Here is a 24,102-nt window from a genome sequence, read left to right on the forward strand (position 1 = left end):
GGCTCCCGTGCGATCGCGTCGCGCCGACGCGGTGAGTTCGCGCGCCGCATGTCAGCGCGCGGCCGCCTGGCGCACGAACGTCGGATCGACGCCCGCCGAATAATCGGACAGCACGCTCTGGATCGTGTGCTGCGCCTTCAGGAACGCCGCCGTCGCCGCCAGGGATTTCGCCGCGCCCGATTGCGCGCCGCCGCCGAGCCACGCGTTCGATGCCTGCTCGGCAAGCGTCGGAAATGCGTACAGCGCGAGGCTTGCCGGCACGTCTTGCGGGTTCGCGCCCGATTCCTTCGCGATCGCCGCGACCTGCGGCGAGCCCACGCTCCACGCGGCCGGACGCGCGCGATAGTCGGCATCGGCGGCCGCGAGCACCTTGACGAAGCGCGTGACGAACTCCGGATGCTCGCGCGCGAATTTGCGATTCACGACGAAGCCGTCGAACGTTGCATTGCCCGTCTGCTTCGCGACCTGTCCGGACGTGACCAGCACGCGGCCGTTCTGCTTGACCTTCGCGAGCACCGGGTCCCAGATGTAGGTCGCGTCGATGTCACCGCGCGCCCAAGCGGCCGCGACCTCAGGCGGACGCAGATTGAGGATCCTCACGTCGTCCGGATTGACGCCCGCGCTTTGCAGCGCGACGAGCGTATGGAAGTGCGACGTCGACACATACGGCACGCCGATCTTCCTGCCCTTGAGCGCCGCGACGCTCGTCACGCCGGAGCCGTTGCGCGCCACCAGCGCCTCGGCATCGTTGATGTTGTCCAGAATCCAGAACAGCGAAATATCGACACCTTGCGAGAGCCCCGCCGCGATCGGGCTCGACCCCGCCTCGCCCAGTTGCACCGAGCCTGACGCGAGCGCGCGGATCACGTCGGCGCCGCTGCCGAGCTTGCGGAACGTGACCTTGTAGCCGGTTGCCTTCTCGACTTCGCCGCTCGCCTGCGCATAGCGCCACGGCACCACCATGTCCTGATAGGCAATCACCACGTCGCGCGATTGCGCATGCGCGGCCGATATCGACGCGCAGGCCGCGAGCGCGAGCGCGGCGACACGTGCAAGACTGAAACGCTGCATGACTTCCCTGCTCCTGTTTGAGCCGATTCGGCAAAAAGGCTTTCGACTATAGAGCGTCTGGCGTGGCGAGGTTCTAATTATTCCTTCGATGCTATTGACGGCGTTGCAGCTTTGCTTTTCATGCGGAACCGGATGGCGTGCACGATCGGGCCGCGTAAGCCGCGCTTTGGCATCCACGCAGCCGCTGGCTAGGGAGCTTGGCGGTTGCCTGCGGGTGCGGGCGCGCCGGCCGGTTGCGCAGGCGGCGCGATCTGGCGCATCCGCGCGTCGCACTCCCGCGCGACGCGGCCCCGGCGGCTGGCCAAACGCGCGTTGCGCGGCGTGCCGGGCACCGCTCGCACGGCCAAACAAAAACCCCACGTTCCGAAAAACGTGGGGTTCGTCAGCAAACTTGAAAACGACCTTGCCGCGGCTTTTTCCGCGATGAAACGAGCCGATACGGCACGCGCTTCAGCTCAAACCACCCCCGCGCCGTGCGCCTGCAGATCCGCGTGATAGCTGGAGCGCACCATCGCGCCCACCGCCGCGTGCGTGAAGCCCATCTCGTATGCCTGTTCCTCATACATCTTGAACGTATCGGGATGCACGTACTCGCGTACCGGCAGATGGTGATCCGACGGCTGCAAATATTGGCCGATCGTCAGCATGTCGACATCGTGCTCGCGCAAATCGCGCATCACCTGCAGGATCTCGTCGGCCGTTTCGCCGAGACCAACCATCAAGCCGGACTTCGTCGCGACATCCGGATGCAGCGCCTTGAAGTCCTTCAGGAGCTTCAGCGAGTGCGCGTAATCGGAGCCGGGACGCGCTTCCTTGTACAGGCGCGGCACCGTTTCGAGGTTGTGGTTCATCACGTCGGGCGGCGCCGCGTTCAGAATCGACAGCGCGCGGTCCAGGCGGCCGCGGAAATCGGGCGTCAGGATCTCGATGCGCGTTTCAGGCGACTGTTCGCGCACTTCGCGGATGCATTCGACGAAATGGCCCGCGCCGCCGTCGCGCAAATCGTCGCGGTCGACGCTCGTGATCACCACATACTTGAGCTTCAGCGCGGCGATCGTTCGCGCGAGGTTCTTCGGCTCATCGGCGTCGAGCGGATCGGGGCGGCCGTGGCCCACGTCGCAGAACGGACAGCGGCGCGTGCACTTGTCGCCCATGATCATGAACGTCGCGGTGCCCTTGCCAAAGCATTCGCCGATGTTCGGGCAGCTCGCTTCCTCGCACACCGTGTGCAGATTGTGCTCGCGCAGGATCGTCTTGATCTCGTTGAAGCGCGAGCTGCCAGTGGCCGCCTTCACGCGGATCCACTCGGGTTTCTTCAGCTTCTCGATCGGCACGATCTTGATCGGAATGCGCGCCGTCTTCGCCTGCGCCTTCTGCTTGGCGCTCGGATCGTAGGCGGGGGCGGGAGTAGCGGTCGAGTCAGTCATTCGATTGTTCCATTGCCTGCTGCGGCGGTGAGGCGCCCGGCGTTGCGGCGCCGTCGAGGTTGGCGATCAGGCGGCCGACCAGCGTCTCGGCGACTTCGCGCCAGTTGGCATCAACGCCGACGCTGGCCATGTCGACGGTTTCGAGCCCCGCATAACCGCACGGATTGATCGAGAGAAACGGGCTCAGCTCCATCTTCACGTTGACGCTCAGGCCGTGATAGCTGCAGCCGCTGCGAATCTTCAAGCCCAGCGCGGCGATCTTCGCGCCACGATGCGGCCCCGATTCGACGTAGATGCCGGGCGCGCCGGCCTTGCGGACCGACGCGAGATTATACGCCGCGAGGGTCTCGATCACGGCGTCCTCGATCCGCGACACCAGCGTGCGCACCATCAGCTTGCGCCGCCGCAAGTCAACCAGCAGATAAGCGACGATCTGCCCCGGCCCGTGATAGGTGATCTGCCCGCCGCGATCGACCTTCACGAGCGGCACGCCGGTATCGGCAACCAGCAAGTGGGCGGGATCGCCCGCCTGGCCGAGCGTGTAGACGGGCGGATGCTCGACCACCCAGATTTCGTCGCCGGTATCCGGGCCGCGGGATTCGGTGAACGCGCGCATCGCGTCGAAGCACGCGTCGTAGTGCCGGCGGCCGAGCCAGCGGACGGTGACGGGCAATCCCGACGGGGAACGCAAGACATCGACGGCGGCATCGGGCGCGAAGAACGCGGTTGACACAAGAGAAGTGGCGGGGACCGGCGGCGGGGCTGACATGGGCGGTAGTTTACCGAAATCCCGCGCATCCCGCCGGCCGCCGAATGGAACGCGGCGCGGCCACGCACGCAGCAAACGAATCGCGCACGGGCGGGAAGACGAATGAGGGCCGAATCGCGCCCTTGCCCTTGCCCTTGCCCTTGCCCCCCGTCAAACCGTGCGCCAGCCGTCCCGAACGAGCGACACCACGCGCGCGGCCAAGCGCGCCAGGCCGGCCACGACCGCCTGCTGCCGCGGCAGCGCAATCGAAAAGCACGCCTGCGCGCTCACACCGCCGCCGTCCAGCGACAGCCACAGCCGCTCGCCGCGTTTGAGTTTCAGCAATCGCCCGGAAACAGAAAGTAATCGCGGACGTCGTTGCTGCGCGCCACCCACACGGGCGCGCCGCACACGCTCAGCCGGGTGCTGCGCACGACCTTCATCGGCACGGTCTCGCCCGCCTGGATTTCGAACGTGATACTTGAGGAAATTTCTCTCATGACGCGCTCCGCCAAAGCTGCCTGGTTGGCTACAATCGTAGAGTGATCAATGAGTTAGGCAAAACGATCGATTTTCACGTACTTGTGAGAAAAATTCGCCAATGAACCTCCGGCAACTGCCGATGCTCAATGCGCTGCGCGTGTTCGAGGCCGCCGCGCGATACGAAAGCTTCTCACGCGCGGCCGACGAGCTGTCGGTCACGCACGGCGCGGTGAGCCACCAGATGCGCGCGCTCGAAGCCGAACTCGGCATCGCGCTGTTCGTGCGCCACGGCAAGCGGCTCACCCTGACGGACGCCGGCAGCCGCTACGCGCAACAAGTGCGCGCCGCGCTGACGATGCTCGCCGATGCCACCCACGCAATCCGCGCGCCCAGCCGCAACGGGCGGCTCGTCGTGTCGACGCTGCCGTCATTCGCCGCACGCTGGATCACGCCGCGCATCGGTCCGTTCATCGAGCAGCATCCGCAGATCGATCTGGAATTGCGCACGAGCAACGCGCTCGTCGATTTCGCCCGCGACGATGTCGACGTCGCGATCCGCTTCGGTTACGGCAAGTATCCGGGGCTGCATGTCGAGCCGCTGCTCGACGAGACGTTTTTTCCGGTCTGCGCGCCGACGCTCAATAGCGGCGTGCTGCCCGCAACGCCTGCCGACCTTGCGCGCTTCCCGCTGCTGCGCTCGGACGACGAGCTATGGCGGCCCTGGTTCGATGCGGCCGGCCTCGACACGTTGACGGAGCCCAAACGCGGCGTGCTTTATCAGGATTCGTTGAATTTGCTGCAAGCGGCAATCGACGGCCAAGGCATCGCGCTCGTGAGGCGCACGCTCGCGGCACCGGCGCTCGCGCAAGGGCAGATCGTGCGGTTGTTCGATATTGCCGAGCCGAGCCCGTGGCATTACTTCTTCGTATGCCCGCCGCTACTGGCCCAGACGCCGCGTGTGCAGGCGTTCCGCGCGTGGCTGTTCGACGAGGCCGCGCGCTTTGACGCGCTATGGCAAACGCTGCAGGCTCGGCATCTGGCCTCCTATGCGGCCGTCAGCGCCGGCGCTGGCGCGCGCGGCAAGTGATGCGGCCGCGCGAGCGGGCCCAAAAACGGGCCCCAAACAGGCCCGTCATGCGCCAGGCCGCGGCCACGGTTAGAGCACAACCTTGACCATCGGATGGCCCGTCAGCGCGCGATAAATGTTGTCGAGCTGTTCCTGGCTCGTCGCGCGAACCGTGACGGTGAGGCCCGTATAGTTGCCGCCGCTCGACGCGCGCTCCTCGATCTTCTCCAGATCGATCTCGTGATCGTGAACGCTGACCACCTTGAAGATCGTGTCCTTGAACTCGGGATGCGCGCGGCCCATGATCTTGATCGGGAAATCGCACGGGAATTCGAGCAGCGTTTCCTTGGGCGTCTCGATCGCGCCCGTCAGCTCGACGGTTTTGGGTTCGGTCATGTCGTTTCTCCGTGAAAGCGCGTCACGCGCCATCGATTTCTCGCGCCTTCGCCCGCTGATACGCGGCGTACAGCGCGTCGTACACCGGCCCCGGCCGGCCGCCCTGCACCGGCAGATCGTCGAGCAGGGTCACCGGCAGAATTTCCTTCGTCGCCGACGTGAGCAGGATCTCGTCGGCGGCGCGCAGTTCCGCTTCACTGATCTCGCGCGCGACGAAGCAAGTCCCGCATTCGTCGGCTAGCTCCTCGACGAGCGAATAGCGGATGCCCTCGAGAATCTTTTCGCTGCGCGGCGGCGCGAACAGCTCGCCGTTCTTCACGATCCACACGTTCGCCGACGAGCCCTCCGTCACATTGCCGCCGCGCAGTTGGATCGTCTCGACCGCGTCGCGCTCCGCCGCATGCTGCGCCATCAGCACGTTGCCGAGCAGCGATACCGCCTTGATATCGCAACGCAGCCAGCGCCGGTCCTCGGCCGTCACGCAGCGCACACCTTGCGCGCGCTGCGCGTCGGTCGGCAGCACGAGCGGATTGGCCATCGCGAACACGGTCGGCACCGCGCCCGCCGGAAACGCGTGGCCGCGCTTGGCAACGCCGCGCGTCACCTGGATATAGACGATCGCATGCTGGCCGTCGCCGAGCGCGGCCGCATTCGCGTCGATCACGCGCGAGACCAGCGCGCGCCAGCCCGCTTCGTCGTGCGGATCGTCGATGCCGACTGCCCTCAGGCTGCGCGCGAGGCGCGCGAGATGCTGCGCGATCCGGAACGGCACGCGGCGCGCGCCGTTCGCGTAAACCGGCACGACTTCATACACGCCGTCGCCAAAGATGAAGCCGCGGTCGAGCACCGGCACGCGCGCTTCGGACAGCGGCGTGAGCGCCTCCTGCGACGCAACGCTCAGATAGACGGTCGGTTCGATATCGGCTTGGCTCATGGTGATGGCGGGCAACGAAGTCGTCATGGTCGCAACGAGCTTACTTCTTTTTGCTGAACATCAGCAGGATCGAATCCCAGATGCGGCCGAAAATGCCCGCCTCCGGCACCGGCTGCAGCGCGACGACCGGGAATTCGGCGAGCGTCTTGCCGTCGGCCGCGAGCTTCACCGAGCCGACCGTCTGGCCGTCCGCGAGCGGCGCGATCAGCGGCGCGTTCAGCGAGACTTCCGGCTTCACCTTGTCCGCGACGCCGTGCGGCACCGTGACGAACAGATCCTGCTTCACGCCCACCTGCACGGTGTTGCTCTTGCCCTTGTACACGCGCGGCGTGTCGATCGGCTGGCCGGCCTTGTAGAGGCGCACGGAGTCGAACGCGGTGTAGCCGTAGTTCAGCATCTTCATGCTGTCCTGCACGCGATCGCTTTCCTTCGTCTCGCCCATCATCACGGTGACGAGGCGGCGCGGCGCGTCGCTCGAGCCCGGCAGCGCGCGCTTGGCCGTCGCGATCAAGCAATAGCCCGCGGCCTGCGTGTGGCCGGTCTTCAGGCCGTCGACGGTCGGATCGAGCCACAGCAGCCGGTTGCGGTTCGGCTGGCGGATCTTGTTGTACGTGAATTCCTTGACCGAGAAGATGCTGTAGTAGTCGGGGAAATCGCGAATCAGGTGGGTCGACAGCGTCGCGAGATCGGCGGCCGTCGTGTAGTGCTGCGGATCGGGCATTCCGTTCACGTCGGCGAAGTGCGTGCCCTTCATGCCCAGACGCCGCGCCTCCTCATTCATCATGTTGACGAACTGCGCCTCGCTGCCGCCCACCAGCTCGGCGAGCGCGATCGCCGCGTCGTTGCCGGACTGGATGATCATCCCGTACACGAGGTCATGCACGGAAACAGGCTTGCCCGCCTCGATGAACATCCGCGATTCGTCGCGGCCGACACGGCGCACCGCCTCGCTCGGCGTGACGATCTGCTCCATCGAGATCTTCTTGGTGCCGAGCGCCTCGAACACGAGATACGCGGTCATCAGCTTCGTCAGCGATGCGGGCTCGACGCGCTCGTCCGCGTTACCGGACGCGAGCACCTGGTTGCTGCTCGCGTCGACGAGCGCCCACGAGCGCGCGTTGACGCCCGGCGGCGGCACCGCGCCCGGCATGTAGGTCGCGGGCGCGCCCGTCGGCGCGGCGGCAGCGGCGGACGCGGCCGCCTTGGCTTTTGCCTTCGCGGCAGGCTTCGCGTAAGCGACGGCGCCGCTCGTCACGAGCGCGGCGGGCAGCACGATGCCGAGCGCGACGTTACGAGCGGCAACGGCAAAAGCGGTGGAGGAAGCGAGAGACTTGAGGCCGTAGGAGGACAAACGCATATCGGTACAGGGCTGATGGCAGAAAGTGCAGCGCGCACGAGGCGCGCGGTTGAAGGGCTGCGGCGCGGCATGGCGGCGCGCATGCTGCGGCCAATGCGCGCCACCCCGGCACCGGGGCGCCGGTTGGACAGGCGGCGGCGCGATCGGTTCGCCGTGCGAAAACCGCGCGACCGATGCGCGCGCAGCGACGCCCGGCAACCCGCACGACGCTGCGCGCCGCACGTGCGGCGAACCGGGCACGGCCGACGCAAACCCGGCCATTATACGAAAGTCGCATGCGCGCATCCGGCTGGCCCGAATGCCTGCCGCGCATGCCGGAGGTCAGCGCCACGCGCCGATCACGATCCGCTTGATCAGATGCAGCTTGCGGTGAAAGAAATGCTCGGCGCCCGGAATCACGATGACGGGCAGCTCCTGCGGCCGCGCCCAGTCGTAGACGGCCGAGATCGGGACGGTGTCGTCGTTTTCGCCGTGAATCACGATCGTATCCTCGGGCACGTCGGCGACTTGCCAGCGGCTTGCGGCCGTGCCGACGAACACCATCCGCTCGATTGCCTGCCCGGCGCCGCGCAGCCGCTTCGCGACGTGCGACAGCACGAACGTGCCAAACGAAAAACCCGCGAGCACGATGGGCAGCGCCGCATGGCCGGGCAGCGCGCGCATGTGCGCGAGCACCGCGAGCAGATCGTCGACCTCGCCTACACCTTCGTCGTGCACGCCTTGCGTCGCGCCGACGCCGCGAAAGTTCGAGCGGATCACCGCGTAGTTCAATTGGACGAAGATCCGCGCGAGCGTCTGCGCTACCTTGTTGTCCATCGTGCCGCCGAACAGCGGATGCGGATGCGCGACGAGCGCGATTCCGCGCGGTGCGGCCGTGCCTTCGCGCACGGCGTCGGGCAGATCGATCGCGATCTCGATGTCGCCGGCCGGGCCGGCGATCAGGGATTTCTGGGTATGGACGTTCATACGGCGGCGTACCGGGTCATGCAAAAAGTCACGCTTGAGGGCTTGAAGGCCGGACGGGCTGAGAGTTCGAAGGCTCGCGGAGCTGGGCTCAGATCCTCAAGCGCTCGACGAGCTTGCCGTCGCGCAGATGCGATTCGACGATCTCGTCGATATCGTTCTTGTCGACATACGTATACCAGACCCCTTCCGGGTAGACGACGACGGCCGGCCCTTGCTCGCAGCGGTCGAGGCAGCCGGCCTTGTTGACGCGCACCTTGCCCGCGCCCGCGAGCCCAAGCTCCTTGACGCGCTTTTTTGCGTACTCCTGCAGCTCCTGCGCGCCGCAATTCGCGCAGCTCGGGCGATCCGCATCCTTGTCGCGCTGGTTCAGGCAAAAAAAGACGTGATGCTGATAGTAGGGATCCATGGCGTGACCCATTGTCTGAGGGACGCCGCGTGGGCGTCCGCATTGTCGGGATGTCGCGGAGACGAGCGACCGATTATAGCGAGCGGCGCCGCTTGACGCTCGATGCGCGCGCGGCAGACCACACGGCCCGCGAGCCAGACAGGCCCGGTATTTAGCCCCCGCCCGCGCAACGCCACCTCCGATGCCATTGACCGATGGCGTTGAAATACGCATCGCGTCCCCAAGGCCGGAACGCGCGGAACTGATTGGAAGGTAACTTACAGGTGGAAAACGCCTCGGCGGGCCGCGCGTCGACGAGCGCGAGCAATACAACAAGCGCGCAGCGCGTCTGCGCCATCGGCTATACGCACGGCATGCGCCGTGCGTATAGCCGCGGCCGCGGCGCGGCCAGACCGCGCGGCGAGCGCCGAATGGCGCGGCAGCCGGTGCGCGGCGGCGTTCGTTGCGCTGCGCCGCCGCGTCACGCGCGCGCCGCACGCGGCGGCGTTCACTGCGCGGCGCCGCCGGCCTGCGTGCCGAGCCACACGACGAGCTGATCGACGAGATCGTCGGACGCCGTCGCGAGCGCGGCCGCGCCGCCCGCCGCATCGGGCGTGCTTGCCGGCGCGCGCGCGACGAACGTGCGCTGGCCGAGCACCTTGCCGTCCTGCGTGAGCGTCGCGCGCGCGGTAACGGCCGCATGGCTTTGCGAGCGGCCGTCGAACACCTGCTCGAACTGCGCCAGTTCGACCTTCAACACCGGCGCGCGCACGCTATCCTCGCCGCCGAGCACCGCGCCGCGTTGCGACAGCGCGGCACGCAGCCGCTGCGTCAGCAATTGCGCGGGCGGCGCGGTCCATTTGCTGTCGCGGTACACGGCGATACGCTGCGCGTCCGCGTAGGCGAGCCGATAGACGAACCGGTCGGAGTCGAGCGGATCGGCCGCGCCGACGTCGAGCACCTTGAGCGCCGGCCCCGAGCCGGCCGATACGGCCGGCCGCGCGGGCCCAAGATCGTAGCGCACGTTCGTCAGCGCGGCGCCCGTGTTCGCGCAACCGGCGACGCTGGACAACGCGAGCACCGCCGCGAGCGCGAACGCCGGACGCCGGCGAACCAACCCAAAGAATCCTGACATGCCATATCCCTGCATCGCGATTTCCCACATAGCGTTATTTGGCGGGCGCGCCAGCGCCCGGCCACACGAATCCGGCCTCGCCCGGCCCCGGCTCGGCCGGCGGCGCGCCGAACAATAGGCTGCGCGGATTGCGGCCGACGTCGCCCGCGACGTCCTTGAGCGTGCGCGAAGCGTCGCCGACACTCGTCGCAAGCGCGTTGAAGCGCGGCAGCGTGCTGTCGCGCACGCTCGCGCTCAGATCGGCGAGCGTGCCGTTCATCGATGCGAGCGACTGCCCCGCCCGGTTCAGGTTCGTCACGAGCGGGCCGCCCGGTGCGACAAACGCGTTCGCCGATTCGAGCGCACGATTCAGATGCGCCATCGTCTGCGGCGCCTGTGCGAGCGCCGGTTCGATCTGCTTGGACAGCGTGGCGAAGCCGTCGGCCGCATGCTGCATGCTGGCCGCGGTCGCCTTCAATTGGTCGCGCATCTCGGGCGAGAGCATCGCGTTGACGCTCTTCGCGGCAATCTCCATCTGCTTGAGCAACACGTCGCCGCGCTGCTGAATTTGATCAAAGAGGCTCGGATGCATCGGGATCTGCGCAACCGCCTTGTCCGACGTCGGCAGCGGCGACGGATCGGCGCCCGTGTCGTCGAGCTGCACGAACGCGATCCCCGTCACGCCCTGAAAGCCCAGGCTGCCGAACGTGGAGCGCGTGATCGGCGCGTGCTGGTCGACGAGAATACGGATCGCGATCTCGCCCGGGCGCTTGCGGTCGAAATCGATCGACGCCACCTTGCCGACGTCGAGCCCGCGATAGCGCACGGCCGCGTCGGGAAACAGGCCCGTCACGTTCGAGCGCGACACGAGATCGTATGGGATGCGCACGGTGCGATCGATGTTGAACCAATAAACCACGCCGACGATCGCGAGCAACAGCCCGATCGTGAAGAGACCCGCCCAGAACGCATGCGATTTGTTTTCCATACTGAATTCCTTGTGCGACATCCTCGTACTACAGATCGACGTCCGAAGGCGCCGGTTCAAGCGCCGCTTTCGGCAGCCGCGCGCGACGCTCGGGCGGCAGCGCCTGCAGCGCGCGGCGGCCGCGGCGCCCGAGAAAATATTCGTGGATGAACGGATGATCGACGCCCGCCGCCTCCTCGACGCTCGCCGCGACGAGCACCTTGCGATCGGCGATCACCGCGACACGCGTCGACAGCGCGACCATCGTGTCGAGATCGTGCGTGACCATCACCACGGTCAGCCCGAGCGTGCGATGCAGCGTCGCGATCAACTCGACGAATTCGTCCGATGCGGCGGGATCGAGCCCCGCCGTGGGCTCGTCGAGAAACAACAGCTCCGGCTCGAGCGCGATCGCGCGCGCGAGGCCGACGCGCTTGACCATCCCGCCCGACAACGCGGCGGGCATCTTCGATGCGTGCTTGCACGGCAGCCCGACCATCTGCAGCTTCAGCATCACGATGTCGTGCAGCAGATCCTCGGGCACGCGGCCAAGCTCGCGCAGCGGCTGCGCGACGTTGTCGAACACCGTCAGCGACGAGAACAGCGCGCCGTGCTGAAACAGCATCCCCGAGCGGCTGCGCATCAGGTGCGCGGCCTCGTCGCCGATCTGCGCGGTGTCCTCGCCGAACACCTTGATCGTGCCGGAGGTCGGCCGCTCGAGGCCGAGGATCTGCCTCACCAGCGTAGTCTTGCCGGAGCCCGAACCGCCGACAATCGATACGATCTCGCCGGAGCGCACGTCGAAATTCAGATGCTCGTGGACCACGTTGCGCCCATAGCGCTTGGTCAGATCGCGCACCTCGATCACGAAATCGCCGGCCGCGCTCATCCGAGCCCCACGTTCTGAAAGAGGATCGCGAACACGGCATCGGCCAGAATCACGACCGTGATCGACGTGACGACGGACGTGGTCGTCCCTTCGCCCAGGCTTTGCGAATTCGCCTTGATCCTGAAGCCGAAGTGGCATGCAACGAGCGCGATCAGCATGCCGAACACGATGCCCTTGCCGAGCCCGATCCACAGGTTCGCGATCGGCACGACGGACGGCAGCGAGCGCACGAAGAAGTTGATGTCGATGCCGAGCACGAGCTTCGCGGCGAGCGCGCCGCCCGCGAGTGCGATGATGTTGGTCCACATCACCAGCAGCGGCATCGCGACGCCGAGCGCGAGCACGCGCGGCAGCGTGATCCTCAGCCCGTGCGGGATGCCCATCACGCGCATCGCGTCGAGTTCCTCGGTCACGCGCATCACGCCGATCTGCGCGGTGATCGCCGAGCCCGAGCGGCCCGCGACGAGAATTGCCGACAGCACCGGCCCCAGCTCGCGGATCACCGACAGGCCGAGAATATTGACGATGTAGCGGTTCGCGCCGAAGAGCTGGAGCTGCTGCGCGGACAGATACGACAGCACGATGCCGATCAGGAACGCGACGAGCGCCGTGATCGGCAGCGCCTGCGTGCCCGCGCTGTAGATGTTCGCGGAGATCTCGGTCCACGGCATCGTGCGCGGGCGGCGCAGCACCGAAAGCAGGTCGAGCAGCACCCCGCCCAGCATCGCGATGCCTCCGGACAGATGCTCGCCGAACGTGAAGATGCCCTGGCCCAAGCGGGTAACCGGATCGATCCGCACGACGGGCTCGGGCGCGTCGCGGCTGCCGTCGAGCCGCTCGATGCGCTCGAATACGGTGCGCTGCTTGTCGGTGAGCGCGATTCCCTCGGGCAGCCGGCGGCCCCAGACGCGCCAGAGCGCTTGGCCGCCGACGTGATCGAGCCGCTCGATGCCCGACAAATCCCACTCGCCGACGGGCTCCTTCACGAGCCGCGCCATACGTCGGGCGGCGTTGCCGCGATCGCGCGCGAGCGCGAGTGCCGTCCACTGTCCGTGAAGACGCACGGTTTTACGGCCGTGGCCGCCGGCATCGATCGACAGGCCAGGAGGAGTCTGGAAGTCCAAAGGGGCGATTGTGCAAAAAGGTGACAGAGATCATTGTAGCGAACCGCTGTCGCCGACGACGTCTCGTTTCAGCGGCGCGCCTGTAAACCGCCGCGCGCCGATGCCCGCCGCCCTGGGATCGCCTGCGGCGACGCACGCCTTTTCGCCGCCCGCGGCCCGCTTTGCCACGCACGCCGGAGGGACATTCCGGCAATGCCGCCCATGCGTCCGCCAATGCGAGGCCGCCGTCACCTCGTCATTCATGAATGACGCGGCGCGCGGCTTCTTCACCGCACCGCGCGCCGCCGCAGCCCGCCCGGCGCCGGCTTATTTTTGAGCAACGAGTTGCAGCGATTGTGCGTCCTGGCCCCACACGTGGATCGGCGTCGGCCACGGTGCGATCCAACTGCGAATCGGCACGGTGACGACATTCAGCAGATCGGACGTCAGCGCGCCGTTGGTGAAACTCAGCGCCAGGCCGCTGTAGCGGTTGATGATTCGATAACCGCCCGCGGCGTCGCCGCCGATCTTCTGGAAATACCATTGCTGCTGCGGCGTGCCCGCGCTTGACGACAATACCGTCGGCGCGCCCCACATGCGCCCGGCATTGCCCGCGCCGACGCCGAGATACCGGCCGCCGATCTGCAGCGTGAAAAAGCCGTCCGCCGTGGGCGTGAGCGTCCATGCGCCGGCAGCGGCCGTCGGCAGATTGCCGGCTGGGTTGCCCGGATGCACGATGTAATACCGCTTCGGCTGCGACGTGGCCGTCACCCTCACCCCGTTCGCATTCGAGTAGTAGACCGGCACCGGATCAAAGAACTGCCAGCGCTGCACCGTCACGTCGATGTACTCGGCATTGGACTTCGAGCACGACACCACGCAATACACGCGGAAGGTGCTGCCGAGCGTGTCCGCCGAGGTTTTCGTCGCGCTGTCGGTGAACCAGCGGTACCACGACGAGCTGTTGTACGGCACGTAGCCCGCAAAGCGCCATTGCTGCGTGCTCAGGTCGTCCGACATATAGAATTTCAGCGTCCCCGCCTGCTTGTCCTCGGCGATCGCGATGTACTTCTGCATGTAGACGTTCCACGCGACGCTCATCACCCGCATCGTGCCGTTCGTATAGCCCGCGCCCAGCAGATTGCCCGGCCCCGGCGGCGGCGGCACGAACGTCTGGCCGCCGGTGCGGTCGGCGCTCGGCCCGCCCAGCCAGCGCAGGTCGAGCGTCGGGCCGCTCACGTTCGATTCGAGCGCGCTGGACACCGGCGCGGCCGTGCACGGCGCGGCCGCCGACAGCGGATCGCAAGTCCAGTTCGTGCCGCTCACCTGCTGCCAGCGGCCGTTGTAGAACTTCTGCCACGACGACGGCGCCATCTTCTTGCTGATCGGCGCGCGCGCGACGTGCTCCCACATATGATCGTCGAAGCCCACCGGGTTGCCGTTCTGCCCGAGAATGCGGCTCGTGTAGAACAGGTAGAAGTAGCCCGACGCGTTGTCGACGAACAGCCGCGGGTCGCCCGCGCCGTAGTAGTAGTACGGCGTATTCGGGTTGCCCTTGCCGTAAGGCGACGTGATGATCGGCTCTTGCAGCGTCCAGCTTGCGCCGCGGTCGGTCGAGATCGCATATGAGATCGCATCGACGCGCGGATTGTTGCCGAACAGCTCGTTGTGGACCACGCCGTACCAGTAGCTGGTATCCGGGTCCACCCATACGCCGATCAGATCGCAATAATCCGCCTGGCTGTATCCGGTCTGCGATTTGACGGGCGTGCCGAACAAATCAATGGCAACCGGATTTTTGTCATTGCACAGCACGCGCGTATCGTATTGGGAATGCGCGGCCGACTCCGTTACCGAATCGGCATCCTGACCAATAAAAAACTTCCAGTAATGATTCGCCGGATTATCGTCGTATTGAGAAAGCGAATTTCCGATAAAGAATGTTCCGTCGCGATCGATAAACAGCGAATTCGGACTGTCCGACACCGGGCTGGCCGCCGCCGGCGCGCTGGCACTGAACGTATAGGCACGGGCGGGCAAACCCGCCAGCGCGGCGCACAGCAGCGCTCCCTGGAAAATTCCGACAATTGGCCATCGAGTGCGTCGCATGTTTGTCTCTTTATATGGAATAAAATAATGATGCACGCGCCATGTTTTTGCCGCATGCCGAAAAGAACGGAATTTCAAACATTCCCCCATCCGAAATCCACCCTATTTATCGAAATTCCGGATACTCAATCATATCCGGACGACATATCCGCACAAGTCATTTAACCGGATTTGAATATTGAGATATTCGACATTCACTCATGCCGATTAATCACCTAGTATCAGCCGGCGCAATTGAATCGCGACAGGAATGAAGCTTGGTCTGCGCGGCGAACGGCAGCCGCGCGGCGCGCCTGCCGCGCCACACCGCCGCCGGCCGCCAGGCCATGCCCCGTGCCACCTCCCCACCTTCCGGAAGACCTTCCCCGCGCTTTCATTTTTTATTCACATATCCTTTCGATACTCTCATCCGCCGGAGCACTCCCGCTGCACTCACGCCGCACCCTCGACAAAACGAAACCCGAACAGGACCCTTCCATGCGCTTGCCCTCGCGCCTTCGCCGGCGGCTGAACGCCGCCACTCTTGCCGCATGCGCCGCGCTCGTCGCCGGCTGCAACGACGACGATTCGACACCCCCGCCAACGCCCGCCGGCACCAAAGCGACGCTCGCCGTGCTAGAGACCACGGATCTGCATACGAACGTGCTGTCGTATGACTATTTCAAACTCGCGGCGGATAATTCGCTCGGCTTCGAGCGCGTCGCGACGCTGATCGCGCAGGCGCGCGCGCAGTACCCGAACACGCTGCTCCTCGATAACGGCGACACGATCCAAGGCACCGCGCTCGCCGACTACCAGGCGCTCGTCAAACCCGTGTCGTGCAGCGAAACGCTCGCGATCTACAAGGTGATGAACGCCGCGAAATTCGACGGCGGCGGGATCGGCAATCACGAGTTCAACTACGGGCTGCCGTATCTATCCCAGGTAACAGGCAATACGTTCGACATCGCGGGCATGCCCGCGCCCGCGCAACAGCAAAAATGCGCCGGGCCGGCCTTTCCCCAGGTGCTCGCGAACGTGATCAGCGCGAAAACCGGCGCGCCGCTCTTCAAGCCTTACGAAATTCTGACAAAAACCGTCGCCGCAACCGCGCCCGACGGCAGCAAGGTCACCGCCGCCGTGAAAATCGGCATCATCGGTTTCACGCCGCCGACGATCATGAGCTGGGACAAGCGCTGGCTCGAAGGCAAGGTCTACACGACGGGCCTGAAGGAGGCGGCCGAGAAATACATCCCCGAAATGCGCGCGAAAGGCGCGGATCTGATCGTCGCGGTCTCGCATGGCGGCCTCGACAATTCGGCCTACTCGCCGATGATGGAAAACGGAAGCTGGTGGCTGTCGACGGTGCCCGGCATCGATGCGATGCTGATCGGCCACTCGCACCAGGTGTTTCCGGACGCGAACAGTACCATCGCGCAGTTCAACTTGCCGGGCGTCGATAAGGTCAAGGGCACCGTCAATGGCGTGCCGACCGTGATGGCCAACTACTGGGGCAAGCATCTGGGCGTGATCAAGCTCAGCCTCGCGTATGACGGCAAGCAATGGAGCGTCGACAAATCGCAAACGATCGTCGAAGCGCGCCCGATTCAGAACGCCGACAAGAGCTATGTCGCGGCCGATCCTTCGGTGGCCGCGGCGATCGCGGCCGAGCATCAAGCGACGATCGACTACGTGAAGACGCCGATCGGCAGCACCGATTACCGGATGACCACGTACTTCGCCGATGTCGGCGATCCCGGCGCGATTCAGATCGTCAACGACGCGCAGGCCGACTATGTCGCGAGCTACGTGCAGGCGAATCTGCCGCAATACGCGTCGCTGCCGGTGCTGTCGGTGAGCGCGCCGTTCAAGAGCGGCTTCGGCGGCGGCACCGATTTCACCGACGTCTCGGCAGGCCCGCTCGCGATCAACAACGCGGCCGATCTCTATCTCTATCCGAACACTATCTACGCGGTGAAGGTCAGCGGCGCGGACATCCGCAACTGGCTCGAAACCGCCGCGAAGCGCTTCAATACGATCGATCCGACGAAGCCGACCGTGCAGAAGCTCGTCAGCACGTTTCCCGGCTATAACTTCGACATGTTCACGTCCGCCGATCTGCGCTACGAGATCGACGTCACGCAGCCGACCGGCAGCCGGATCAAGAACCTCACGTACAAGGGCGCGCCGCTCGACGCGAACGCGCAGTTCATCGTCGCGACCAATAACTACCGCGCAAGCGGCAGCGGCAACTTCCCTGGGCTCGACGGCAGCAAGACGATCTTCGCGTCGCCGGATGCGAACCGCGACGTGCTGATCGCCTACGTGAAAAAGCGCGGCAAGCTCACGCGCGCGAACGACGGCGCGCAGCGAAGCTGGCGCTTCACGAAACTCGCCAGCTCGGTTGCGCACGTGCAGTTCGCCTCCGCGCCGAACCGCCTCGCCGACGCAGGCGCGGCGGGCTTGACGGGGATCACGCAAGTCTCGGCCGACGACGGTTCCGGCAAGGGCCTCGCGACCTACGAGATCGATCTCACGCAATGACGAAAGCGGAGTGCCGACGATGAATACCTTCCGGAAACCGCTTGCCGCGTGCGATGAAGGCCAACCTCATGCGCACGGGCGTCGCGACGGCGGTATCGAGCAGGCCCGCTCGCCTCGTGCGTCCGAGCGCCGTGCGAGCGAACGTCGAGGCGATGCGCATCGCGCCTGCGGGTTGCTCGACTGCGGCGCACCATGCGCCGATGTGCCGCCGCGCACCGCCGCGGCTGCCGGCAATGGGCGCGACGCCCGCGCCGCTTCGCACGGCGCCCGCTCGCCCGGCCCGCTGCTGCGCGCGTTGCGCGCGACGCTGTCGCCCGTCGGCATGCTCGCCGTCGCAGCGGCGCTCGCGGCGGCCGTTGCCGCCACCGGCCGGCTCGAAAGCCTCGTGCATCACACACCGGCGGCCACCCGCGCACAGCTCGACGAATGGCGCGCGATGGTCGAGCAGGCCGCCGAGCCGCACGCGCTGAGCAAGCTGCGCGCGCTCGCGCGCGATGGCGATGTCGATGCGCAGACCGCGCTCGGCATCGCGCTGATCGGCTCGCGCGAAGCCGGGCTGCGCAACGAAGGCCTGCGCTGGCTCGAAACGGCTGCGCAAGCAGCGCCCGCCGCCGGCACAGCCGGCGCAGGTGACGACGGCCACCGCAGCTCCAGCCGCATGAATGGCGCGCGCGCCGCGCGTCTCGCACTGGGCAAGGCGTGGCTGCTCGGCACGGGCGGCGGCGAGCGCGACTATCCGCGCGCGCTCGCGACGCTGCGCCCGCTCGCCGACGCGGGCGATCCGGGCGCCGCGTACTACGTCGGGCTGATGTATCGCAGCGGCTACGGCACGCCGGCCGATCCGGCCGAAGCGGCCCGCTGGTTCGAGCTGGCCGCGCGCCATGACGTGCCGGCCGCGCAATTCATGCTGGCCAACGCGTATCGAGACGGCAGCGGCGTGCGTCGCGACGAAGCGCGCGCGCTCGCGCTGTATCGGCAAGCCGCCGACCGCGAACTGCCGGAAGCGGTGCAAACGCTTGCGATCGCGTACCGCAACGGCGAACTCGGCCTGCCGCGCGACGCCGACGCGTTCCATGCGCAATGGATCGAAGCCGCACACGCGCTCAAGCATCCGAGCATCGCACCTTGATTGGCGATCGATCCCGGCGGGGGATCGATCGCTTCATCGCACGCCTGTGCCGATGCCGTTATCAATGCCTGTGCCAATACCCTACCCGCGCGTGACCCGTGCTTTGCCGGCAGCTCAAGCCGGCGGATTCAACGCACCGGTCAACTGCGTCACGCCGGGGCCGTAACCCAATACCGGCACGTTCGCGCCGACCGCCGAATAAGGCACGACTGCGCCGGACGCGTCGCGCTGCTGGCCCGTCCAGTAGATTTGTCCGGCGGCGGGAATCGCGTTCTTCAACAGCGCGTGAATGTCGGTTTCATAGGTGTACGTCTTCGACGCGCCATTGTCGTTCCACACGCAAATCTGTCCTCCGATCGGCGGATATTGCGTGGAGCCCGTCTGCGGCTTCGCATTCCATTGCGTATAGACCGTGTTGCCGGACAAGCCGTTCGGATTGAAGTAGCTCGGGCCATACGCAACGATGTACCAGTCTCCGTATGAATCCGTCCAGTCGTAGCCGTATTGCTTGTAATTGAGCGATGCTTCGGCGCCCCAATTGATCCAGCGCTGTATCCACACCGTCTTGTCGAGCCCGGCGCTCAATTGCGGGTTGGCTCCGGCAATATAGTTCTGGTCTCCCCACGCTTGCACCGTCTTGCCCCGCTTCTTCAGGAAAGCGCTGAGACCGTTCAAATAAGGCACGATTTGAGCGGGCGTGAAGCCGCTGACCTCATCGCCGCCGATGTGAATCCGGCTCGACTTGAACCACGGCAGGAACTGGCTGAAAACGGATTCGACATACGGCAGCGTTCCCGGCTTGGTCGGATCCAGAAAGCCGGCCGCGTCGGCCAGATCGGGCCGCGCCTTGCCGAACGCCTGCGAATGGCCGGGCGTATCGAACTCCGGCACGATCGTGATGCCGTGCGCGCTCGCCACGGCCTCCAACTCAGCCCAGTCTTGCTCGGTGTAATACAGGCCGTCGTCGGATACCGGCCCGTTGAAGGCCGGATCGCTGCTCTTGAGCCGAAACGACGCGACGATGTTGCCGTTCGCATCCGTCGCGAAATCATTCAGATGCAGATGCAATGTATTCAGCTTGTACCAGCTCATGAATTTCATGTACTGCATCAGAAACGTCTTCGTCGCGAACTTGCGCGCAACGTCAAACATGATCGAACGCTCCCGATAGCGGGGATAGTCGAGCGCGTAGCCTTTCGCGATAAGTGAATGCGTGCCTGCGGGCTTGCCGTCCAGCGTCAGCATTTGCAACAGCGTGCGCGTCGCGTAGAACGCGCCGTTCAGCGTGTTCGCGCGCAACACGGCGCTTTGCTCCGCATAGAACGTATTGCCCTCGTTGCCGATCGTGCCCGCGGCGGCGCCGCACGGCGACAAGCTCAGCGCGACATCGCCCGGCTTCACCACACCTGCGCGCACGACGGGCAGACGCATGCCCGTGACCTGCTGCAAATCCTCGGCAAACTTGCTTGCGAGCGGCGACAACGCGGCGTTGTCGATAACGATCCTGCTGCGCGACGTCAGCGAAAACGTGCCGACCCCGCCCTTCCAGGTTTGCAGCGTCGGCACGATCGCCGGCGCGGGATTCGTGCCGGTGATCGCGCCCGACCACTCGCCCCGCGCGCATGCGAGCGTCTTCGGCCCCGCGCCGGCATTTGCCGAAGCCGTCGCCGCGAACGCCGAAATGCCATCTGCGCACAACATCGCCGTATACCCTATGCATCCCAGAATCGCGAACTTCAGCCGCTTATTGTTCATCGTCATTCTCTCCGTTTAGACACTGCGTTTCCCATCGAGCCGCCTCGACGGGCTCTGCCTCCATTCCATCGGGCACAGCGCGGCGCCAAACGGAACTCAGACAATTCCATTCATTAGGAAATCAAACTATTGGCCCAGGGCTGCGGGCTTCGTTGCGTCGCCGGCACCTGCCGCCGCCGGCGATCGTCGCCTGCCGGTTTGCAACACGGCCGGCTCACACGCATTGCTTCCTGAATAGATCCAATTTAATACCAATTAAGATCCAATCTAATATCCTTTGAGCCACCCGGATATACCGGGTAAACCCAGGGCGGCGGCGTCGGCCGATCAAGCCGTTCGTCGCCGCGAACGCCCGCGATCGGCGCGAACGAGGCCCTTGCCGGGTTGCGCTCCTATAATGCGCATCGCGCCACCCGACATTCGCTCGCATCTGCCTCATGAATGCCCACTCGTATCCGCCCATGCCCGCAAACGACCGCCCTATCATCGATTACGCACGCGTGCGCGCGCGCCTTTGCACGGCGGCCAGCGGCTGGCCCATCGACATCGTCGATAGCACCGGCTCGACCAATGCCGATCTCGCCGCTCATCTGAAAACGTTGCGCCGCGACCGCGACGCGCTCGCCACGCCGCTCGTGCGCGTCGCCTACGAGCAGACCGCGGGGCGCGGGCGTCAAGGCCGGCCCTGGTTCGCACGGCCGGGCGACGCGCTGCTGTGCTCGGTCGCGTGCGTGCTGCCGCGGCCGGTTGGGGAACTGGCGGGATTGAGCATCGCGCTCGGCGTGGCGCTCGCGCAAGGGCTCGCCGATGCAACTGCCGGCGATCTTGCCGCCCCCCCGTTCGCGACATCGGCAACAGCAGCCGCGGCGAGATCCGCCGAAACGGCCGAAGCACCGGCTGAAACAAGCGCGGCCACCTGCCGAATCGCAGTCAAATGGCCGAACGATCTGCTCATCGCGACGACGCACGGCAGCGCGACAGCCATCGCCGGCAAGCTCGGCGGCATTCTGATCGAAACCGTCTGGAACACGAGCGATGCGACCGCGGTCGTCATCGGTTTCGGCATCAACGTTCATGCAGCCGAAACCGCCGCAGCCGAAATCGCGGCGCTACGCGAGCGCAGTGCCGTCCCCGCCAGCAGCCTGCCGCCCGTGCCGCTCGCCAGCATCTGGCCGCAGGCCAACCTCGCCGATACACTCGCCGCCGCCCTCGACGCGCTCGCCATCGCGCTGCCGGCATTCGCCGCCAGTGGCCTCGCGCCGTTCCGCGAGCGCTGGAACGCGCTGCACGCTTACGCTGGCCGCGACGTCGCGCTGCTCGAGCACGGCGTCGAAATCGCGCGCGGCGTCGCGCGCGGCATCGATGCAAGCGGCCAGTTGCTGCTCGATACCCCGGCTGGCCAACAAGCGATCGCGGCGGGCGACGTATCGCTGCGCGAAGCGAGGCCGGGAGCAGCGCAATGAGCGGCGTATGCTTGCTGATCGATGCCGGCAACAGCCGGATCAAATGGGCGCTCGCCGACACCGGGCGCCACTTCGTCGCCCAAGGCGCGTTCGACCACGCGGGCGACGCGCCTGACTGGTCGGCCTTACCCGCGCCGCGCGGCGCGTGGATTTCGAACGTCGCGGGCAGCGCCGTAGCGGCGCGCATCGACACCCTGATCGATACGCACTGGCCCGCGCTGCCGCGCACCGTGATCCGTGCAAGTGCCGCCCAATGCGGCGTGACGAACGGCTACGCGCAGCCCGCGCAGCTCGGCAGCGATCGATGGGCGGGCCTCATCGGCGCGCACGCGGCGTTTCCGGGCGAGCATCTGCTGATCGCCACGTTCGGCACCGCGACGACGCTCGAAGCACTGCGCGCCGACGGCCATTTCGCGGGCGGCCTGATTGCGCCGGGCTGGGCGCTGATGATGCGCTCGCTCGGCATGCACACCGCCCAACTGCCGACGCTTTCGGTCGACACGGCAACGCGCCTCGTCGACGAGCATGCAACGCACGGCACGCCCGCGCCGTTCGCGATCGATACGCCGCACGCGCTGGCCGTCGGCTGCCTGAGCGCGCAGGCGGGCCTCATCGAGCGCGCATGGCGCGATCTCGAACATCGATGGCAGGCAAACGTGCGGCTCGTGCTGTCGGGAGGCGCCGCCGATGCGATCGTGCGCGCGCTGAACGTCGCGCACACGCGCCACGACACGCTCGTCCTGTCGGGGCTCGCGCTCATCGCGCATTCGGCGTGATGCACGCGATGCATCGCCGATAGCGCACTCACCCTTCGGAGAATTGACGATGTTGCGATGGCTGCTCTGCGTGCTCTTTCTCGCCAACATGCTGGCATTCATCGTGGTTCGCGGCGTATTCGGCCCGCTGCCGGCCGCTGGCCCGCTCGAACCAGGGCATGCGCGGCAGCAGGTGCGCCCGGATGCGCTGCGCGTCACGCCGCTGTCGCAGCCGACCGATCAGCCGATCGTCGGCGGGCCGATCGCGACGCCACCGCTCGAAATCGCGCCGCTCGCCGCGCCCGCCCATGCAGCACCGGCATCCACATCGATCGATACCCATGCGCGCGCCGCGCCAGCACCAGCGTCCGCGGCAACCAACGCCGGGGCCAGCCAAGCGGATCACGCGGCCGCGCGATGATGCGTCCGCGAATCCGATCGTTTGCAGCTCGGCCGATCGAGCCGATGGCGTTTGACTTGCGGGTTTGGGACGTCTGCTCGGCTTGCGGCTGCGTCGTTGCCGCCTATGAAGAAGAAAGGAGGGATGGCGCGACGTGCGTGCGCACGTCGGAACCGATGGAATTGGAACGGCAAAACGGTCCCGCACGATACCCGCACACGACCTCGCGAATGCGGAACGCAACGGCTGCACCACCGTCGCGCGTTCTCCATGCGCTGGATCGACGTGCCGCAAGCGCGGCCGGACGCCGGACAGAACCTGTGCTTTAACGCGGCAGCCTCGGCAATTCGCTTTGAAAAACCGCGGCCTCGCGCAGTGCTAGCCCCGTATTTTTTTCAGCAGCGCCGTGGTCGAGCGGTCGTGCTCGAACGCGATCGCGAGCGCCTGGCCGCCCCAGCCACGCACGAGCGCCGATTCCGGCAACGCGTCCATATCGTAATCGCCGCCCTTCACGAGAATGTCGGGATGCACGGCGTCAATCAACGAAACAGGCGTCTTCTCGTCGAAGCCGACGACCCAGTCAACGCTCTCGAGCGCCGCGAGCAGCGCCATCCGGTCCGCATGGGCATTGAGCGGCCTATCGTCGCCCTTGCCGAGCATACGCACCGACGCATCGCTGTTCACGCCGACGATCAGGCACGCGCCGAGCGCTTTTGCATCGGCCAGATAGGTTACGTGACCGCGGTGCAGAATATCGAACACGCCGTTCGTAAATACGACGGGCGCAGCGAGCGACGGGCGCAGCGCAACGAGCGCGTCACGGGTGATCAGCTTGCGTTCGAACGAAGCGGGCATGGTGCGGACATTCGTAGACGGATGACAGAAAAACAAAAGCCCGCCGGACTTGCAAGCGGGCTTCTGCGCGATCAGGCGGCGCGCGGCGTCATGCGGGCTGCGTGGCGGCCTGGCCGCTTTCGCCTTGCAGGCGGGAGGTCACTTCCTTCCGGTAGCGGTTAAGCTCCTGCGCGGTCGCGAACGTGCGCTCGAACAGCACCGACAGGT

21 protein-coding genes and 2 pseudogenes are annotated in these 24,102 nt (G+C 66.2%); 6 read left to right on the forward strand and 17 right to left on the reverse strand.

The window, feature by feature from the left end; genetic code table 11:
• Window positions 1-51 precede the first annotated feature (51 nt).
• From tauA to WS68_RS06365, 4 genes and pseudogenes are all read right to left on the reverse strand, one after another.
• Window positions 52-1,071 (reverse strand): taurine ABC transporter substrate-binding protein, encoded by a 1,020-nt coding sequence (tauA, locus tag WS68_RS06350; RefSeq protein ID WP_059569987.1) that lies wholly within the window; start codon window positions 1,069-1,071, stop codon window positions 52-54.
• Window positions 1,072-1,526: 455 nt separating this feature from the next.
• A complete protein-coding gene (gene lipA / locus WS68_RS06355; RefSeq protein WP_059569988.1) occupies window positions 1,527-2,498 on the reverse strand; it encodes a lipoyl synthase in 972 nt (323 codons plus the stop codon).
• Window positions 2,491-3,267, reverse strand: coding sequence for a lipoyl(octanoyl) transferase LipB (lipB, locus tag WS68_RS06360; protein WP_059570012.1), 777 nt, complete (start codon window positions 3,265-3,267; stop codon window positions 2,491-2,493). The genes lipA and lipB overlap by 8 nt, the downstream gene beginning before the upstream one ends.
• Window positions 3,268-3,417: 150 nt before the next feature.
• Window positions 3,418-3,746: pseudogene (locus tag WS68_RS06365) on the reverse strand (DUF2917 domain-containing protein).
• Between the two features lie 101 nt (window positions 3,747-3,847).
• Here WS68_RS06365 and WS68_RS06370 point away from each other — a divergent pair.
• The gene (locus WS68_RS06370) at window positions 3,848-4,816 is read left to right on the forward strand and encodes a transcriptional regulator GcvA (RefSeq protein WP_059569989.1); all 969 of its coding nucleotides are present in this window, start codon (window positions 3,848-3,850) and stop codon (window positions 4,814-4,816) included.
• Between the two features lie 69 nt (window positions 4,817-4,885).
• On the opposite strand, the gene WS68_RS06375 is transcribed toward WS68_RS06370, so the two are convergent.
• From WS68_RS06375 to WS68_RS06425, 10 genes are all read right to left on the reverse strand, one after another.
• Window positions 4,886-5,191, reverse strand: coding sequence for an HP0495 family protein (locus tag WS68_RS06375; protein ID WP_059569990.1), 306 nt, complete (start codon window positions 5,189-5,191; stop codon window positions 4,886-4,888).
• A gap of 22 nt (window positions 5,192-5,213) precedes the next feature.
• Window positions 5,214-6,125: a D-amino acid aminotransferase gene (locus tag WS68_RS06380; protein ID WP_059569991.1), complete on the reverse strand. Its 912-nt coding sequence runs from the start codon at window positions 6,123-6,125 to the stop codon at window positions 5,214-5,216.
• A gap of 40 nt (window positions 6,126-6,165) precedes the next feature.
• On the reverse strand, window positions 6,166-7,482 hold the full coding sequence (locus WS68_RS06385) for a D-alanyl-D-alanine carboxypeptidase family protein (protein ID WP_059570013.1): 1,317 nt from the start codon (window positions 7,480-7,482) through the stop codon (window positions 6,166-6,168).
• 321 nt (window positions 7,483-7,803) lie between these two features.
• Window positions 7,804-8,448, reverse strand: coding sequence for an alpha/beta hydrolase (locus tag WS68_RS06390; RefSeq protein WP_059569992.1), 645 nt, complete (start codon window positions 8,446-8,448; stop codon window positions 7,804-7,806).
• An 88-nt stretch (window positions 8,449-8,536) separates the two neighbouring features.
• Window positions 8,537-8,854 (reverse strand): (2Fe-2S) ferredoxin domain-containing protein, encoded by a 318-nt coding sequence (locus tag WS68_RS06395; RefSeq protein WP_059569993.1) that lies wholly within the window; start codon window positions 8,852-8,854, stop codon window positions 8,537-8,539.
• A 487-nt stretch (window positions 8,855-9,341) separates the two neighbouring features.
• Window positions 9,342-9,983: an ABC-type transport auxiliary lipoprotein family protein gene (locus WS68_RS06405; protein WP_059570014.1), complete on the reverse strand. Its 642-nt coding sequence runs from the start codon at window positions 9,981-9,983 to the stop codon at window positions 9,342-9,344.
• A 19-nt stretch (window positions 9,984-10,002) separates the two neighbouring features.
• Entirely contained in the window at window positions 10,003-10,935 is a 933-nt protein-coding gene (locus WS68_RS06410) for an MlaD family protein (RefSeq protein ID WP_059569995.1), read from the reverse strand.
• 28 nt (window positions 10,936-10,963) lie between these two features.
• Window positions 10,964-11,803, reverse strand: a complete 840-nt coding sequence (locus WS68_RS06415; RefSeq protein ID WP_059569996.1) for an ABC transporter ATP-binding protein — start codon at window positions 11,801-11,803, stop codon at window positions 10,964-10,966.
• Window positions 11,800-12,927 (reverse strand): MlaE family ABC transporter permease, encoded by a 1,128-nt coding sequence (locus WS68_RS06420; RefSeq protein ID WP_059569997.1) that lies wholly within the window; start codon window positions 12,925-12,927, stop codon window positions 11,800-11,802. Before WS68_RS06420 ends, WS68_RS06415 begins: the two co-directional genes overlap by 4 nt.
• Before the next feature lie 306 nt (window positions 12,928-13,233).
• Window positions 13,234-15,015, reverse strand: coding sequence for an RICIN domain-containing protein (locus tag WS68_RS06425; RefSeq protein WP_197419536.1), 1,782 nt, complete (start codon window positions 15,013-15,015; stop codon window positions 13,234-13,236).
• 477 nt (window positions 15,016-15,492) lie between these two features.
• Here WS68_RS06425 and WS68_RS06430 point away from each other — a divergent pair, with 477 nt between their 5' ends.
• Entirely contained in the window at window positions 15,493-17,538 is a 2,046-nt protein-coding gene (locus tag WS68_RS06430) for a bifunctional 2',3'-cyclic-nucleotide 2'-phosphodiesterase/3'-nucleotidase (RefSeq protein WP_059569999.1), read from the forward strand.
• A 19-nt stretch (window positions 17,539-17,557) separates the two neighbouring features.
• Window positions 17,558-18,667 (forward strand): tetratricopeptide repeat protein, encoded by a 1,110-nt coding sequence (locus WS68_RS06435; protein ID WP_331457841.1) that lies wholly within the window; start codon window positions 17,558-17,560, stop codon window positions 18,665-18,667.
• Between the two features lie 114 nt (window positions 18,668-18,781).
• On the opposite strand, the gene WS68_RS06440 is transcribed toward WS68_RS06435, so the two are convergent.
• Window positions 18,782-20,422 carry a beta-N-acetylhexosaminidase gene (locus WS68_RS06440; RefSeq protein ID WP_197419537.1) on the reverse strand — a complete coding sequence of 547 codons (1,641 nt, stop codon included), beginning with the start codon at window positions 20,420-20,422 and terminating at the stop codon, window positions 18,782-18,784.
• 437 nt (window positions 20,423-20,859) lie between these two features.
• On the opposite strand from WS68_RS06440, the gene WS68_RS06445 reads away from it, so the two are divergent.
• Genes WS68_RS06445 through WS68_RS06455 form a run of 3 tightly spaced genes read left to right on the forward strand, consistent with a single transcriptional unit; the run spans window position 20,860 to window position 23,061 of the window.
• Window positions 20,860-21,885: a biotin--[acetyl-CoA-carboxylase] ligase gene (locus WS68_RS06445; RefSeq protein WP_059570001.1), complete on the forward strand. Its 1,026-nt coding sequence runs from the start codon at window positions 20,860-20,862 to the stop codon at window positions 21,883-21,885.
• Window positions 21,882-22,661, forward strand: coding sequence for a type III pantothenate kinase (locus WS68_RS06450; RefSeq protein ID WP_059570002.1), 780 nt, complete (start codon window positions 21,882-21,884; stop codon window positions 22,659-22,661). The genes WS68_RS06445 and WS68_RS06450 overlap by 4 nt, the downstream gene beginning before the upstream one ends.
• Before the next feature lie 49 nt (window positions 22,662-22,710).
• Window positions 22,711-23,061 carry a hypothetical protein gene (locus tag WS68_RS06455; RefSeq protein ID WP_059570003.1) on the forward strand — a complete coding sequence of 117 codons (351 nt, stop codon included), beginning with the start codon at window positions 22,711-22,713 and terminating at the stop codon, window positions 23,059-23,061.
• 357 nt (window positions 23,062-23,418) lie between these two features.
• On the opposite strand, the gene rfaE2 is transcribed toward WS68_RS06455, so the two are convergent.
• Together rfaE2 and WS68_RS27310 are read right to left on the reverse strand one after the other, a co-directional pair.
• Window positions 23,419-23,895 carry a D-glycero-beta-D-manno-heptose 1-phosphate adenylyltransferase gene (rfaE2, locus tag WS68_RS06460; RefSeq protein WP_059570004.1) on the reverse strand — a complete coding sequence of 159 codons (477 nt, stop codon included), beginning with the start codon at window positions 23,893-23,895 and terminating at the stop codon, window positions 23,419-23,421.
• Window positions 23,896-23,983: 88 nt separating this feature from the next.
• Window positions 23,984-24,102 (reverse strand): annotated as a pseudogene (locus WS68_RS27310) (ferritin-like domain-containing protein); the annotation flags it as partial.

The organism is Burkholderia sp. TSV86, from assembly GCF_001522865.1.
GTDB lineage: Bacteria > Pseudomonadota > Gammaproteobacteria > Burkholderiales > Burkholderiaceae > Burkholderia.

Coding starts and splice junctions, on each gene's coding strand:
- tauA (WP_059569987.1), bottom strand. CDS start 1,071: ATGCAGCGTTTCAGTCTTGCACGTGTCGCCGCGCTCGCGCTCGCGGCC.
- lipA (WP_059569988.1), bottom strand. CDS start 2,498: ATGACTGACTCGACCGCTACTCCCGCCCCCGCCTACGATCCGAGCGCC.
- lipB (WP_059570012.1), bottom strand. CDS start 3,267: ATGTCAGCCCCGCCGCCGGTCCCCGCCACTTCTCTTGTGTCAACCGCG.
- WS68_RS06370 (WP_059569989.1), top strand. CDS start 3,848: ATGAACCTCCGGCAACTGCCGATGCTCAATGCGCTGCGCGTGTTCGAG.
- WS68_RS06375 (WP_059569990.1), bottom strand. CDS start 5,191: ATGACCGAACCCAAAACCGTCGAGCTGACGGGCGCGATCGAGACGCCC.
- WS68_RS06380 (WP_059569991.1), bottom strand. CDS start 6,125: ATGAGCCAAGCCGATATCGAACCGACCGTCTATCTGAGCGTTGCGTCG.
- WS68_RS06385 (WP_059570013.1), bottom strand. CDS start 7,482: ATGCGTTTGTCCTCCTACGGCCTCAAGTCTCTCGCTTCCTCCACCGCT.
- WS68_RS06390 (WP_059569992.1), bottom strand. CDS start 8,448: ATGAACGTCCATACCCAGAAATCCCTGATCGCCGGCCCGGCCGGCGAC.
- WS68_RS06395 (WP_059569993.1), bottom strand. CDS start 8,854: ATGGATCCCTACTATCAGCATCACGTCTTTTTTTGCCTGAACCAGCGC.
- WS68_RS06405 (WP_059570014.1), bottom strand. CDS start 9,983: ATGCAGGGATATGGCATGTCAGGATTCTTTGGGTTGGTTCGCCGGCGT.
- WS68_RS06410 (WP_059569995.1), bottom strand. CDS start 10,935: ATGGAAAACAAATCGCATGCGTTCTGGGCGGGTCTCTTCACGATCGGG.
- WS68_RS06415 (WP_059569996.1), bottom strand. CDS start 11,803: ATGAGCGCGGCCGGCGATTTCGTGATCGAGGTGCGCGATCTGACCAAG.
- WS68_RS06425 (WP_197419536.1), bottom strand. CDS start 15,015: ATGCGACGCACTCGATGGCCAATTGTCGGAATTTTCCAGGGAGCGCTG.
- WS68_RS06430 (WP_059569999.1), top strand. CDS start 15,493: ATGCGCTTGCCCTCGCGCCTTCGCCGGCGGCTGAACGCCGCCACTCTT.
- WS68_RS06435 (WP_331457841.1), top strand. CDS start 17,558: ATGAATACCTTCCGGAAACCGCTTGCCGCGTGCGATGAAGGCCAACCT.
- WS68_RS06440 (WP_197419537.1), bottom strand. CDS start 20,422: ATGAACAATAAGCGGCTGAAGTTCGCGATTCTGGGATGCATAGGGTAT.
- WS68_RS06445 (WP_059570001.1), top strand. CDS start 20,860: ATGAATGCCCACTCGTATCCGCCCATGCCCGCAAACGACCGCCCTATC.
- WS68_RS06450 (WP_059570002.1), top strand. CDS start 21,882: ATGAGCGGCGTATGCTTGCTGATCGATGCCGGCAACAGCCGGATCAAA.
- WS68_RS06455 (WP_059570003.1), top strand. CDS start 22,711: ATGTTGCGATGGCTGCTCTGCGTGCTCTTTCTCGCCAACATGCTGGCA.
- rfaE2 (WP_059570004.1), bottom strand. CDS start 23,895: ATGCCCGCTTCGTTCGAACGCAAGCTGATCACCCGTGACGCGCTCGTT.